The following is a 13,403-nucleotide window of genomic DNA, read 5'->3' as shown; positions in this document are numbered from 1 at the left end:
CCGAAGGTGCAGCGTGCCCATGCCACAGCTGCACGAGGAGCCGTACCTCATGGCCGAACACCCCGCCTACCCCGTAGGCCTCCGCCTCTCCGGCCGCCGCGTGGTCGTCCTCGGCGGCGGCCAGGTCGCCCAGCGCCGCCTGCCGGCCCTGATCGCCGCGGGCGCGGACATCGTCCTCGTGTCCCCCGGGGCGACCCCCTCGGTCGAAGCCATGGCGGACGCCGGCGAGATCACCTGGGTGAGGCGCGCGTACGAGGACGGCGACCTCGCCGAGGCCTGGTACGCCCTCATCGCGACCAGCGACCCGGAGGCCAACACGCGGGCCTCCGCGGAGGCGGAGCGGCACCGCGTCTGGTGCGTCCGCTCCGACGACGCCGACCAGGCGACCGCGTGGACCCCGGCGACCGGTCACAGCGAGGGCGTCACCGTCGCCGTACTCACCACGCACGCGCGTGGCCGCGACCCCCGGCACACCGCCGCCATCCGGGACGCGGTGGTCGAGGGACTGCGCGACGGCACCCTCGTCGCCCCGCACCACCGCACCCGCACCGCCGGTGTGGCCCTGGTCGGCGGCGGCCCCGGCGACCCCGACCTGATCACGGTCCGCGGCCGGCGCCTGCTGGCCGAGGCGGACGTCGTCATCGCCGACCGGCTCGGCCCGCGCGACCTGCTCGCCGAACTCCCGCCGCACGTCGAGGTCATCGACGCGGCGAAGATCCCGTACGGCCGCTACATGGCCCAGGAGGCCATCAACAACGCGCTCATCGAGCACGCCAAGCAGGGCAAGGCGGTGGTCCGGCTCAAGGGCGGCGACCCCTACGTCTTCGGCCGGGGCATGGAGGAGGTCCAGGCGCTCGCCGAGGCCGGCATCCCGTGCACCGTGGTGCCGGGCATCTCCAGTTCCGTCTCGGTGCCGGGCGCGGCCGGCATCCCGGTCACACACCGGGGCGTCGCCCACGAGTTCACCGTGGTCAGCGGGCACGTGGCGCCCGACGACGAGCGCTCCCTGGTCGACTGGCCGTCGCTGGCCAGGCTCACCGGCACGCTCGTGGTCCTCATGGGCGTCGACAAGATCGGCAGGATCGCCGAGACGCTCGTCGCGCACGGCAAGTCCCCCGAGACGCCGGTGGCCCTGGTGCAGGAGGGCACCACGGCCGCGCAGCGGCGCGTGGACGCCACCCTGGCCACGGTCGCCGAGACGGTACGGGCCGAGGACGTCAGGCCGCCGGCGGTCATCGTCATCGGCGACGTCGTACGCGTCGGACCCGAACACCTCCCGGCGTGACCTTGGCCTGATCACGCGTAACCCGGGGTAACCCATCTCTTCCCAGCCGTTGGCACCACACCCAGGACAAGGCAGTATCACCCTGTGGCCGATCTCATCACCGTCGAGGACCCCGACGACCCGCGCCTGAGCGACTACACGGGCCTGACCGACGTCGAGCTGCGCCGCAAGCGCGAGCCCGCCGAGGGCCTGTTCATCGCCGAGGGCGAGAAGGTCATCCGCCGGGCCAAGGAAGCCGGCTACGAGATGCGGTCGATGCTGCTCTCCGCCAAGTGGATCGACGTCATGCGCGACGTCATCGACGAGCTCCCGGCCCCGGTGTACGCCGTCAGTCCCGAACTCGCCGAACGCGTCACCGGCTACCACGTGCACCGCGGCGCCCTCGCCTCCATGCAGCGCAAGCCGCTGCCCACGGCCGGCGAACTGCTCCGCTCCGCCCGCCGGGTGGTCATCATGGAGTCGGTGAACGACCACACCAACATCGGCGCCATCTTCCGCTCGGCGGCGGCCCTCGGCATGGACGCGGTGCTGCTGTCGCCCGACTGCGCGGACCCGCTCTACCGGCGGAGCGTCAAGGTGTCCATGGGCGCGGTGTTCTCCGTGCCGTACGCCCGGCTGGAGACCTGGCCCCGGGACCTGGACGCGGTCCGCGAGGCCGGCTTCACCCTGCTCGCGCTCACCCCGGACGACAAGGCCCGCACCCTGGACGAGGCCGCCCCGCACACCATGGACCGGGTCGCCCTCATGCTCGGTGCCGAGGGCGACGGACTGTCCACGCAGGCACTGGTCGCCGCCGACGAATGGGTCCGCATCCCGATGTCCCACGGCGTCGACTCGCTCAACGTGGGCGCGGCGGCCGCGGTCGCCTTCTACGCGGTGGCGACGGGCCGGCCGACCGCCTGACCACGCGACCGCCTGACCGCGCCGTTCCCGACCGAGCGGTTCCCGCCGCGCTGTTCCGGCGGGGCTGCTTCGGCGGCGCTGTTCACGTCGCGGTGTCCGGCGGGGCTGCCACGGCTGTTCAGGCCGCGGAGTTCCGGCGGGGCTGCTCCGGTCGCGCCGGCAGGCCGAACCGTTCCGGCAGCGCCGCTGCGGCAGCGCTCGGCCGCCGGCGTCCGCGCCGTTCCGGCCCGTGCTCAGTTCCCGGCGTCGTGGCTCAGCTTCGACCGCTGGTCGTCGGACATGGTCTTCCCGTCGATCACCGGCGGGTAGCCGGGCTGCGAGTGCCGCAACCGCTGGGCCCCGCCGTCCTCGCCGAGGCCGCGCGCCGGACCCTGGCAGCCCTGGGCCACGGCGATGCCGAGGGCGACCAGCAGTGTCACCACCACGAAGACGAACAGCCGCTGCCGCAGCAGCCGGGGGTTGGCGGGCCGCCGTCCGGTCCGCGCCGGGCGCTGCCCCGGCCGCACCGAGCCGCCGCGCGGAGCGGGACGGCCGCCGCCGGAGCGCGGCCCGCGGCCCCGCGGTGCCGGGGTGGGGCGCGCCGTACCCGGCCGGGACGAGGCGGTGGCGCCCCCGCGCGCACCGCTGCCGCCGCGCGAGGGGGCCCCGCCCCGTGACGGCACGTCGCCCCGCGAGGACGTCCCGCCCCTGGCCGGCGCCTCACCGCGCGAGACCGGCCCGCCGCGCGCCGGCACCCCGCCCCGAGCCGGGGTGCCGCCGCGCGGCAGCGGCGTACCGGGGGAGGTACGCCGCGGGGTGCGCTGCTGCTCGGGATAGGTGTCGACGAGCCGTCCGGTGGGCCGGTCCGCCTCGGCGGCACGCGGCGCGGGCGGCCGTACGCCGTCCAGGCCCTGCGCCTCCCGGGCGGCGATCTCCTTCAGCCGCAGCGACAGCTGCAGGGTGCTCGGCCGTTCGTCCGGGTCCTTCGCCAGACAGGCCCGGATCAGCGGGGCGAGCGCGTCCGGTACGCCGTGCAGCTGCGGTTCCTCGTGCACCACCCGGTACAGCATCACCTCGGAACTGCCGTGCCCGAAGGGCGAGTCGCCGGTCGAGGCGTACGCCAGGGTCGCGCCCAGGGAGAACACGTCGGTGGCCGGGGTGACCGCGGCGCCGCGCACCTGCTCCGGGGCGAGGAAGCCGGGGGAGCCGACCGCGGTGCCCACGTGGGTGAGCGTGGAGGCACCGGTGGCCCAGGCGATGCCGAAGTCGATGATCCGCGGTCCCTTGGGGGACAGCAGGATGTTGGAGGGCTTCAGGTCCCGGTGGACGACACCGGCCTCGTGCACGGCGACCAGGCCCTCGGACAGAGCGGCGCCGACCGCCGCGGTGTCCGCCGCGCCGAGCGCGCCCTCGTCGGCGACCTTGTCGTGCAGGGAGGGCCCGGGTACGTACTGGGTGGCGAACCAGGGCCGCTCGGCCTCCAGGTCCGCGGCGACCAGCCGGGCCGTGCACCCGCCCCGGATGCGCCGGGCGGCCGACACCTCGCGCGCGAACCGCGACCGGAACTCCTGGTCCTCCGCCAGGTCGGGCCGGATCACCTTCAGTGCGACCCGCTGCCCCTTCTTGTCGGAGCCGAGATAGACCACGCCCATCCCGCCCGCGCCGAGCCGTCGGTGAAGCCTGAACGAGCCGACGACGCGCGGGTCCTCGCGCCTCAGGCGCATCATCGCCATGTTCATCCCCGCTGCCCGGTCCTGTGACGTGGCACAGCTTACGTTTCCACGGCCGCCTGCGCGCAGAGGCCGCGCCCTCTCGGCCGGACGGATTGTGTGGGCCGACCGGGGGAGGTGAAAGCCGGTCAGGAAGCCGCGCCCCACGGCGACTTCCGGTCACCAAGGATGCCAACCAGCCATCCGGGCAGGCGATTTGGGCTCACGCGGGACAGCGGTGCGCGGTGCCGCACCCCGTCGCGGCGACGCCCCGCGGCGACCCGCAGTCCCGGCCGGCCCCCGGACCTCGTCCCGCCCCCCGGACCCGCCCGGACCACGCCCCGAGTGATCGAAGTCACTCCTCCCGCGCTCCGGGATGCTTCGGGCATGACCGGACAGAGCGGACCACCCCCTCCGGGAAGACCCCGACACCCGGCTCCGCGTCTCCACCCAGGGGAGTACTTCGCAGGTCACGGCTCATCCTCCGGGAGGCCCGGCAATCGGTACGAGGGCATGACGCCCCGTGCACGCCGCGCGCCTAGATTTGAGGTCGAGCGGCGGGTGCGGCACTCGTCCCCCGAGGTCAGGCACCCGCCGCCGCAGATGACAACCGAACGGTCAGGAGAGGGACCATGGCCCACACGGCACCACGACGCACCGCGTTCGTCCCGCGCCGGACGGGCCGTCGCCACCCCTTGGTGGCGACGCTCATGGCCCTTCCCTTGGCGGCCCTGCTCCTGCTCGTCTTCGACGGCTGGGAGACGGTGGCCACACAGGCGTCGTCCGTGGGTGCGATGCTGGGGCGCTGAGCGGCGACCCCAGGCCCGGAAGAGCGGTCCGGGCGGGGACATCCATCCATGAAACCCCGTGGGGACGGGGGTGCGGCGGACGGCACAAATGCCGGCGCAGCTGGGGAGCTGCGCCGGCATTGGCCGTTTTCCCACACTGCTGAAGCGGTTCGGCCGCGCCGCTTCAACCGTTCGCTCGTGCTGCTTCAGCGGTTTGGCCGGACTGCTCCGGCCGTCTGGTCGTGCTGCTTCAGCGGTTCGGCCGGACTGCTCCGGTCGTCTGGTCGTGCTGCTCCAGCGGTTTGGCCGGACTGCTCCGGTCGTCTGCTCGCGCTGCCTCGGCCGCTCGGCCGCTCGGCCGTCCGATCCCGCTGTGACGGTCGTTTCAGCGCCGCCGGACTGTGGGCCGTGCGTCGTCTGCGAGCCGGCTCGGGGCTGGTCGCGCGGTTCCCACCGCCCCTGGGGCACTGCGGCGCCGTCGGCTGCGCGGTGCCGAGACCTGTGGACAACCATGAGCCGCGGCTGCGTGCGGGCGACGTGCCGTCGTGGCCGTGGGCGGTGGTGTCGCTGGGTGGCGGTCGAGCCGGCGGTGGCTGTCGTGCCGTCGTGGCCGGGGCAGCCGCTGAGAGGCGGTCGACCTGGTGATGGCTGTCGTGCCGTCGTGGCTGGGGGCAGTCGTGTCGCTGAGGGGCGGTCGACCCGGTGGTGTCTGTCGTGCCGTCGTGGCCGGTGGCGTGCGTGCCGTCGGGCGGCCCGCCCGACAGTGGGCGTCGCGCCGTCCTGGCTGCGGGCAGTCGTGCCGCCAGGGGCGGCACGGGTGGGCGCAGCGGCACCCCGCCGGCGCGGGCGAGCGCCCCGGCCCCCGGCCCGCCCCAGTACCCTCAGCCGAACAGCCAACCTTGCCCGAGGCAGCCTTGACCGCAGACACAGGTGCAGACGTGAACACCGGCACCGGCACCGGCATCAGCACCGGCCCCCACCCCACCGCAGAGCCCCCCGCCCTCGTACCCGCCCTGACCGCCATGGCCGCGGCCGCTGCCCACCCCCACACCTCCACCGCCCACACCTCCACCGCCCTTCCCTCCTGCACCCGCGCGTGCGGCCACGCAACCCTCGCCGACCGCCAGGACGCCACCGTCGTCCGGCACGCCGGCACGGTCGCCAAGGCGCACGCCCCGGACACCGACCCCGCCGCCCTGACCCTCCGTGTCACCACGGCCGCCCGCCTCCCGGACGTACTCCTGCCGCCCCTCACGCCCACCCCGGGCGCCCTGCACGGCCGCCCGGTGACCCTCTGGCCGTACGGCCTCCCGGTGGACCCGGACGATCCGGACGCGGCCCCCTGGGAGGCCGCCGCCGCCCTCCTGGCCCGGCTCCACCGCACCCCCGTCCCCACCGGCCTCCCCCCGATGCGCGGCCCCGCGAAGGCCGCCCGCGCCCTCGACCGGCTCCGGGCGGCGCTGCGCACCCCGCCCCGTGCGGCCCCCGGCCCCGCCGCCCGGCCCGCATCCCGCCCCGTCCTGGACGCCTGGGCCACCCTGCCCGCCTGGGCCCGGGCCGAGGCCCCGATGCCGGGCCCGTCGGCCCTGTGCCACGGCGACCTGCACCTCGGCCAGCTCGTCCGGCACCCGGCGCCGGACGGTCCGTGGAAGCTGATCGACGTCGACGACCTCGGCGCCGGCGTCCCGGCGTGGGACCTCGCCCGCCCGGCCGCCTGGTACGCCTGCGGACTCCTCCCGCCCGACGAGTGGACCCGCTTCCTGACCGCCTACCGGCGGGCCGGCGGCCCGGCCGTGCCCGCGGACGGCGACCCCTGGCCGGCCCTGGACGTCCCGGCCCGCGCGCTCACCGTGCAGACGGCCGCCCTGGCGGTCACCAAGGCGCTCGCCGCGGACCGGCCGCTGGACGAGGTGGAGCAGGCCGTGGTCGACGCCTGTGCCCGTATGCCGTCCGTGCCGCCGCAGGTGCCCCGCCCCGCTCGGCCCGCGTCGGGATTCCCGGGCTAGGCTGCAACCGCCCGGGCCTGGACGGAGTCTGTCCTGGGGAAACACGAAGCAGGACCGAACGGCGAGGAGTTGAGCCGACCATGCAGTGTCCGAAGTGCCATGCGCCGATGCACACCTACAACCGCAACGGCGTCCAGATCGAGCAGTGCAGCGGCTGCCGCGGCATCTTCCTCGACTACGGCGAGCTGGAGGCGCTGACCCGCCTGGAGGCCCAGTGGCAGCCGGCCCCGCCGCCCCCGCCCGCCGCGCCGCAGGCCTACCCGGCCGCCCCGCCCGCGCCCGCCTGGGGCGCCCCGCACGGCGGCCACGGAGGACACGGCGGCCACGGCCACTACGGCCACCACCGCCACAAGAGCTTCGGCCACATGCTCTTCTCCAGCTGAGCCGACGGCGGCCGAGCACCCAGCCGGGCCGCCGGGCCGCCGAGCACACGCAGAAGCCCCCGGCCGTACGAGACGGCCGGGGGCTCCTTGCTGTGTGGACGATACTGGGATTGAACCAGTGACCTCTTCCGTGTCAGGGAAGCGCTCTCCCGCTGAGCTAATCGTCCGCGGACCGTGACCCGTGAGTCACAGGCAGTGCGCGATACTGGGATTGAACCAGTGACCTCTTCCGTGTCAGGGAAGCGCTCTCCCGCTGAGCTAATCGCGCGGGTGGGATCTTCGAGAAGATCCAGGATCCGAGGATCCAGTGGACGATACTGGGATTGAACCAGTGACCTCTTCCGTGTCAGGGAAGCGCTCTCCCGCTGAGCTAATCGTCCTTGGAGGTGGAGACGGGATTTGAACCCGTGTAGACGGCTTTGCAGGCCGTTGCCTCGCCTCTCGGCCACTCCACCAGGAGTGTAGGGGATCGGGATGACCCCTTCTTCCTGCGAGCGGACGACGAGGTTCGAACTCGCGACCTCAACCTTGGCAAGGTTGCGCTCTACCAACTGAGCTACGTCCGCCTGTCGTTTCGGTCCGCTTCCGCGTCCCGGCGACGTGTTGAACTCTAGCGGATTCCCGGGCCAGCACAAAAACGCGTTTGCGCAGCGTGCTGCGGTGCACCCGACGGACCCGGTGGTCAGGGCCCCCTCCGGGACGTCCCGGGGCCATCCGGAGGACACCCCGTCCTAGACTCGACCACGTGCTCCACCACGCTCCTCTCGCCCGTTTCGGTGACCGTGTCGCCACCGGTCTCCTCGACGTCACCAGCGATCCGGCCGCCCTGGACTCCACCGGCTTCTGGGCCGTCTGCCAGGACTTCGAGGGCCGGCTGACCTGCGCCCGCTTCGCGGACGTACGGGAGGAGCCGGTGCCCGCCCCGGTGCCGGGGCGCTGGCGGGGCCCGGCGGTGGGGGACTGGGCCTCCTCCCTGGACCGCGCCGCCTACACGGCGGCCGTCCGCCGGATCCGCGAGCACATCGCGGCCGGCGAGGTCTACCAGGCCAACCTGTGCCGGGTGCTCAGCGCGCCCGTCGCCCCCGGCGCGGACGTGGACGCCCTGACCGCCCTGCTGGCCCGCGGCAACCCGGCGCCGTACGCAGGAACGATTCGGCTGCCGGAGCACGGCGTGGAGATCGCCACCGCCTCACCCGAGCTGTTCCTGCGCCGGGACGGCCGTACCGTCGAGTCCGGACCGATCAAGGGCACCGGACGCACCGAGGCGGACCTCCTGGAGAAGGACTACGCCGAGAACGTGATGATCGTGGACCTGGTCCGCAACGACATCGGCCGCGTCTGCACGACCGGCAGCGTGACCGTCCCCGACCTGTGCGCCGTGGAGAAGCACCCCGGGCTCGTCCACCTCGTCTCCACCGTCCGAGGCGAGCTGCGCGCGGGCGCCGGCTGGCCGGAGCTGCTGGCCGCGGCCTTCCCGCCCGGCTCGGTCACCGGGGCCCCCAAGTCCAGCGCCCTGCGGATCATCGAGGCGCTGGAGACGGTCCCGCGCGGCCCGTACTGCGGCGGCATCGGCTGGGTGGACGCCGACCGCGGCACCGCCGAGCTGGCCGTCGGCATCCGCACCTTCTGGATCGACCGCGCCGCGGGCGTCCTGCGCTTCGGCACCGGCGCCGGCATCACCTGGGGCTCCGACCCGGAGGGGGAGTGGCACGAGACCGAGCTGAAGGCGTCCCGGCTGCTCGCGGTAGCGTCGGGGACGTACGAGGAGACCGAGGGGGCGCTCATATGAGGATCTGGCTCGACGGCGGCCTGCGGGACCTGGAGTCCGCCCGGGTCTCCGTCCTCGACCACGGTCTGACCGTGGGCGACGGCGTCTTCGAGACCGTCAAGGCGGTGGACGGCACACCGTTCGCGCTCACCCGGCACCTCGACCGGCTGACCCGCTCGGCCCGCGGCCTCGGCCTGCCCGACCCCGACCACGACGAGGTCCGCCGCGCCTGTACGGCCGTACTGGAGGCCGAACCGGTGCCGCTGGGCCGGCTGCGGATCACCTACACGGGCGGCCACGGCCCCCTCGGCGTCGGCCGCGGCGAGCACGGCCCCACCCTCGTGGTCGCCGTCGGCGAGACCGCCCACCGCCCCGACTCCACCGCCGCGATCACCGTCCCGTGGACCCGTAACGAACGAGGCGCCCTCGCCGGCGTGAAGACCACCTCGTACGCCGAGAACGTCGTCGCTCTGGCCCGTGCCCACCAACACGGAGCGTCCGAGGCGCTGTTCGCCAACACGGTCGGACAGCTCTGCGAGGGCACCGGGTCCAACGTCTTCGTCGTCCTGGACGGCGAGATCCACACCCCGCCGGTCACCTCCGGCTGTCTGCCCGGCATCACCCGCGCCCTGGTCGTCGAGTGGACCGGCGCGAAGGAGACCGACCTGCCGCTGGACGTGCTGCGGCGCGCCGACGAGGTCTTCCTGACCTCCACCCTGCGGGACGTACAGGCGCTGCACCAGGTGGACGACCGCGAACTGCCCGGCACCCCGGGCCCGGTGACCGCCGAGGTCATGCGGATCTTCGCCGAGCGGTCCGCCCGGGACCTGGACCCCTGAGCCGGAAAACAGGCTGACGCGGGCGGTCGCCGTGGGTAGAACACCTGTGATGACCACGACCCTGCGGCCGGCCGAGCCGCTCCAGCAGCACCCCGACGGAACCCGCTCCCGCCGTTACACGGTGTGCGTGAACAGCCGTCCCGTCGGCGAGATCCACCTCGGCACCTCCCCGTCGCTCGGCGACTCGGTGGCGCGCCTCATCGACCTCCGGATCGCCGAGCCGGACCGGCGGCGCGGCCGGGGCACCGTCGCCGCGCTGGCCGCGGAGGAGGTGGCCCGCGGCTGGGGCTGCACCCAGCTGGAGACCGTGGTGCCGGCCTCCGCGGCGGCCGCGCTGCGCCTGTTCGACGCCCTCGGCTACACCCTGCGCAACCGCGTCATGGAGAAACGCCTCGGTGCCACCCCGCCCCCGCTGCCGGCGGACAGTACGGCGCGGCCCATGACCGGCGCCGAGTTCCACGCCTGGCGGGAGGCGGAGACCGAGCGGTACGCGCGCTCGTGGACCGGGCGGGGCCTGCCGGAAGCCGTCGCCCGCGCCAAGGCCCGCGGCGACCACGCGCGGCTGCTGCCGCAGGGGCTCGCGACCGAGGGCATGCTCTTCAGCGTGCTGGAGCACGCGGGCGGCCCGGTCGGCACCCTGTGGCTGGCCCTGGAGGAGGCCAGGGCGTACGTCTTCGACGTCCAGACCGACGAGGCCCACCGCGGCAGGGGACACGGCCGTACGCTCATGCTCCTGGCGGAGCGCCAGGCGATCGAGGCCGGCCGTCCGGTCCTCGGCCTCAACGTCTTCGCGGACAACACCCCGGCCGAGCGGCTCTACGCGTCACTCGGCTACGAGACGGTGACCCGCTCCCTGAGCAAGACCCTGCTGTAGCGCCGGGCCCGGTCGTCCGCCTTCGCCGCTCTCCCGGTCCCGTCGGCCCCCTCGGTGCTCGCGGTGATCAACGGCCGTCGCGGTCGGCCAGCAGGCGGTCCGCGATCTCCTCGATGCGCGCGCGCAGCCCTTCCTGGCTCTTGCCGCCGTCGAGGCGTTCGCCGTCGATGACGTACGTCGGAGTACCGGTCACACCGATCGCCTTGCCCTCGGCCTGGTCCGCGTCCACGGCCAGGATGTGCCGGCCGTCGATCAGCGCGGTGTCGAACTCCTCGGCGTCCAGCCCGAGTTCCCGGGCCACCTCGATCAGGAAGGGTTCTCCCTGACGGTCCAGCTCCGCCACCCGCTCCAGCACGGCCTCCACGTACGGCCAGCCCTTGCCCTGCTCCAGTGCCTCCTCGGCGGCCTGGGCGGCGGCGAAGGCGTGCTTGTGCTTCTCCAGCGGGAAGTGCCGCAGCCGCAGCTCCAGCCGGTCGCCGTAGCGGGCGCGCAGGGCGCGGACGTCGTCCAGGGCGGTGCGGCAGTCGGGGCACTGCAGTTCGCACCAGACGTCGACGACGAGGGCATCGGTGCGTGCGGGGGAGGAGTCGCTCATGCCCACCAGTCTTCCAGGCCGGGCGCGGGCGACCCAATCGAGACGTCGGCGGCCGGGGGCGCGACCAGCATCGACGGGCCGGACCAGCACGCGGGGCGGGGCCGGCACCCGGGAGGGGCCCGGCGCTCCGGGCGAACGGTGAGCGGTGCTCGGGGGGAAGGGGGATGTGCTCCGGAGGGGTTGGCCGTCGGAGGGCCGGTACGTCGGGGGGACCGGCCGTCGGAGGGCCGGTACGTCGGGGGGACCGGCCGTCGGGAGGGCCGGTACGTCGGGGGGACCGGCCGTCGGGAGAGCCGGTACGTCGGAGGGGACCGGCCGTCTGGAGGGCCGGTACGTCGAAGAGGGCGGGCAATCGGGAGGGCCGGTACGCCGGAGGGGGCCGGCGCCCTGGAAGGGGGCAGCGCTCCGGAGGGGCCGGCACTCGGGAGGACCGGTCAGCCGGAGGGGGCCGGCCTGCCGGAAGGAGGCTGGCCTACGGAGGGGAGCGGCCCTCGGGAGAGGATCAGCACCCGCGGCCAGTCACGCGGGGGAGGCGGTCGGCACACCGGGTGGACGCGACCCGGAGGCGACCCGGAGATGTCCCTGATGTCCCGCTGGAGCATGGCATCGAGGGGATCCGGCGGTGCACGATGGAAGCGACGAGACGACCTGCCAGGAGGACCGGATGATCGCCGAGACAGTCTGCTCCGCCGTGTCCGCGGCGGGCCTGGGTATCGCGGTGGTCACGGCCTACCGCAAGCGTTTCCTGGCGGCGGCCCGCCTCGCCGCCTACTCACTGGTGCCGATCGGCCTGGTGATGACCGGAGTCGTCGGCTGGCTGGCCGACACCGCCCTCAGCCCCACCGCCTGGGCGGGCTTCGGCCTCCTGGGCGCGGCATGGCTGCTGTTCGCCGGCACGCGCGCCGTGGAGCGGCGGCGCGCAGGCGCCGGCGCCGACCGCAAGGCGGCAGGGCGGGCGGAGCGGGCCGGGCGGGACGCGGTGGCGCCCACGGCCTCGGCGCCGTCCCTGGGCGGGACCGCCCGCGGCGCCACCCGCCCCGGCGCGCGGCCCTCTCCCGCTCCCCGGACCGCCGACTCCGCCGAGGACTTCAGCGACATCGAGGCGATCCTCAAGAAGCACGGCATATGACAGTCACATGACTCGGTGAAACGACACAGTGTGTCCCCCGGCGTCCGGAATCGTTCACCAGCCGAACGAGACCTCGCCGTATCGGCGAACTCCCGCAAGATCCCCGTGCGCTGATCGCGGCCGGGGTGCGGCGTGCGTCATGATCTGCGCGAGATGCTGGACACGACACAGAGCGAGGCCACGCCGCCGAAGGACGAGCCGCGCGGGTGCCTCTTCGCCCTTTCCCAGCCACCGCTGATGATCTTCCTGGCGGTGATCGGGTGTCTGCTGCTCATGGCTGCGCTGCACGATCTGCTGTTGCTATGAGCCGTACGCGTCCGTCCCGGCGTCACCCGCCGGGACCGACGTCGCACCGGCCGGGCATGCACGTGCGACTCAGCCGGCCGCCTCCTTGCGCCGGGCCCGGTAGGCGGCGACATGCAGCCGGTTTCCACAGGTGCGGCTGTCGCAGTAGCGGCGCGAGCGGTTGCGGGACAGGTCCACGAAGGCGCGCCGGCAGTCCGGTGCCTCACAGCGCCGCAGTCGTTCCCGCTCCCCGGCCACCACGAAGAAGGCGAGCGCCATCCCGCAGTCGGCGGCGAGGTGGTCGGCCACGGACGCGCCCGGCGCGAAGTAGTGCACATGCCAGTCGTAGCCGTCGTGGTCCGTCAGCTGCGGCGTCGTGCCCGCCGCCGCGACCAACTCGTTGATCATCATGGCCGCGGACCGGGAGTCCGGCGCCGCGAAGATCGACGCGAACCGTCCCCGGACCCTGCGGACGGCCGAGAGGTCGAACTCCGACAGCACACCGACGTCGCTCATCTTGTGGTTCCGCACGAAATCCGCGAGGGCCGGGACATCGGGCAGTCCGTCCGCCGCCGCGTCGTCCTCCGGCGCGGTGTTCACCAGATCCACCACGGTGTCGAGGGCGCACCGGGTGTCGTGGGTGATCAGCACGTTTCGCTCCCTGGCCTGAGGGTCGGGCGCGGGCGCCCGCCGATGCTGGCCGATGGTAGCGACAACCGCGCCCACCGCACCCGTCCGTGACCGACCTGGGTCCCCCGGCCCGGCCTGCCGGGAGAACGCTCCGGAACCCTCCCGGGTTCCCGCCCCCGCGGTCCGCACCGAGCGCAGTCGGCCGCACACGCTCCGCAGCGTTCGGTCAC

The 13,403-nt window shown here is 74.3% G+C and carries 13 protein-coding genes and 5 tRNA genes; 10 read left to right on the top strand and 8 right to left on the bottom strand.

All coding sequences use genetic code 11. From position 1 onward, the window contains the following. Positions 1–49 precede the first annotated feature (49 nt). Entirely contained in the window at positions 50–1,285 is a 1,236-nt protein-coding gene (cobA, locus tag ACZ4VF_RS25800; protein WP_467929173.1) for a uroporphyrinogen-III C-methyltransferase, read from the top strand. Between the two features lie 84 nt (positions 1,286–1,369). Beyond that, positions 1,370–2,188, top strand: a complete 819-nt coding sequence (locus tag ACZ4VF_RS25795) for a TrmH family RNA methyltransferase (RefSeq protein WP_467928841.1) — start codon at positions 1,370–1,372, stop codon at positions 2,186–2,188. 233 nt (positions 2,189–2,421) lie between these two features. Here ACZ4VF_RS25795 and ACZ4VF_RS25790 read toward each other — a convergent pair whose 3' ends face one another. Next, positions 2,422–3,906 (bottom strand): serine/threonine-protein kinase, encoded by a 1,485-nt coding sequence (locus tag ACZ4VF_RS25790; RefSeq protein WP_467928840.1) that lies wholly within the window; start codon positions 3,904–3,906, stop codon positions 2,422–2,424. Between the two features lie 602 nt (positions 3,907–4,508). Here ACZ4VF_RS25790 and ACZ4VF_RS25785 point away from each other — a divergent pair. The 3 genes from ACZ4VF_RS25785 to ACZ4VF_RS25775 all read left to right on the top strand — a co-directional run bounded on the left by ACZ4VF_RS25785 (position 4,509) and on the right by ACZ4VF_RS25775 (position 7,053). After that, a complete protein-coding gene (locus ACZ4VF_RS25785) occupies positions 4,509–4,685 on the top strand; it encodes a hypothetical protein (RefSeq protein ID WP_467908803.1) in 177 nt (58 codons plus the stop codon). Between the two features lie 1,001 nt (positions 4,686–5,686). Continuing rightward, positions 5,687–6,670, top strand: coding sequence for a phosphotransferase (locus ACZ4VF_RS25780; RefSeq protein ID WP_467929172.1), 984 nt, complete (start codon positions 5,687–5,689; stop codon positions 6,668–6,670). Between the two features lie 80 nt (positions 6,671–6,750). Further along, positions 6,751–7,053 carry a TFIIB-type zinc ribbon-containing protein gene (locus tag ACZ4VF_RS25775; RefSeq protein WP_467928837.1) on the top strand — a complete coding sequence of 101 codons (303 nt, stop codon included), beginning with the start codon at positions 6,751–6,753 and terminating at the stop codon, positions 7,051–7,053. A 95-nt stretch (positions 7,054–7,148) separates the two neighbouring features. Here the strand turns inward: ACZ4VF_RS25775 and ACZ4VF_RS25770 are convergent. The 5 genes from ACZ4VF_RS25770 to ACZ4VF_RS25750 all read right to left on the bottom strand — a co-directional run bounded on the left by ACZ4VF_RS25770 (position 7,149) and on the right by ACZ4VF_RS25750 (position 7,619). Continuing rightward, positions 7,149–7,220: transfer RNA gene (locus ACZ4VF_RS25770), tRNA-Val, on the bottom strand. 29 nt (positions 7,221–7,249) lie between these two features. Beyond that, positions 7,250–7,321 (bottom strand) — tRNA-Val (locus tag ACZ4VF_RS25765). Positions 7,322–7,361: 40 nt separating this feature from the next. Next, positions 7,362–7,433: transfer RNA gene (locus ACZ4VF_RS25760), tRNA-Val, on the bottom strand. 1 nt (position 7,434) lies between these two features. Further along, positions 7,435–7,508: transfer RNA gene (locus ACZ4VF_RS25755), tRNA-Cys, on the bottom strand. 38 nt (positions 7,509–7,546) lie between these two features. Then, positions 7,547–7,619 (bottom strand) — tRNA-Gly (locus ACZ4VF_RS25750). Positions 7,620–7,798: 179 nt separating this feature from the next. Between ACZ4VF_RS25750 and ACZ4VF_RS25745 the strand changes: the two genes are divergently transcribed. From ACZ4VF_RS25745 to ACZ4VF_RS25735, 3 genes are read left to right on the top strand one after another with little or no spacing between them, the layout of a single operon-like run. Next, positions 7,799–8,842, top strand: coding sequence for a chorismate-binding protein (locus tag ACZ4VF_RS25745; RefSeq protein WP_467928836.1), 1,044 nt, complete (start codon positions 7,799–7,801; stop codon positions 8,840–8,842). Then, positions 8,839–9,660: an aminotransferase class IV gene (locus ACZ4VF_RS25740; protein ID WP_467928834.1), complete on the top strand. Its 822-nt coding sequence runs from the start codon at positions 8,839–8,841 to the stop codon at positions 9,658–9,660. The genes ACZ4VF_RS25745 and ACZ4VF_RS25740 overlap by 4 nt, the downstream gene beginning before the upstream one ends. A 49-nt stretch (positions 9,661–9,709) precedes the next feature. Further along, on the top strand, positions 9,710–10,534 hold the full coding sequence (locus ACZ4VF_RS25735) for a GNAT family N-acetyltransferase (RefSeq protein ID WP_467928833.1): 825 nt from the start codon (positions 9,710–9,712) through the stop codon (positions 10,532–10,534). Positions 10,535–10,601: 67 nt separating this feature from the next. Here ACZ4VF_RS25735 and ACZ4VF_RS25730 read toward each other — a convergent pair whose 3' ends face one another. Beyond that, positions 10,602–11,129 carry a DsbA family protein gene (locus ACZ4VF_RS25730; protein ID WP_467928832.1) on the bottom strand — a complete coding sequence of 176 codons (528 nt, stop codon included), beginning with the start codon at positions 11,127–11,129 and terminating at the stop codon, positions 10,602–10,604. Between the two features lie 664 nt (positions 11,130–11,793). On the opposite strand from ACZ4VF_RS25730, the gene ACZ4VF_RS25725 reads away from it, so the two are divergent. Together ACZ4VF_RS25725 and ACZ4VF_RS25720 are read left to right on the top strand one after the other, a co-directional pair. Continuing rightward, entirely contained in the window at positions 11,794–12,258 is a 465-nt protein-coding gene (locus tag ACZ4VF_RS25725; RefSeq protein WP_467928830.1) for a hypothetical protein, read from the top strand. A 132-nt stretch (positions 12,259–12,390) separates the two neighbouring features. After that, complete coding sequence (locus ACZ4VF_RS25720) at positions 12,391–12,564, top strand: hypothetical protein (protein ID WP_467929192.1); 174 nt, start codon at positions 12,391–12,393, stop codon at positions 12,562–12,564. A 69-nt stretch (positions 12,565–12,633) separates the two neighbouring features. On the opposite strand, the gene ACZ4VF_RS25715 is transcribed toward ACZ4VF_RS25720, so the two are convergent. Further along, positions 12,634–13,194: a CGNR zinc finger domain-containing protein gene (locus ACZ4VF_RS25715; RefSeq protein ID WP_467928828.1), complete on the bottom strand. Its 561-nt coding sequence runs from the start codon at positions 13,192–13,194 to the stop codon at positions 12,634–12,636. Positions 13,195–13,403 lie beyond the last annotated feature (209 nt).

This window comes from Streptomyces sp. NPDC029151 (assembly GCF_055564315.1).
This window is presented reverse-complemented; position numbering and strand designations above follow the sequence as displayed.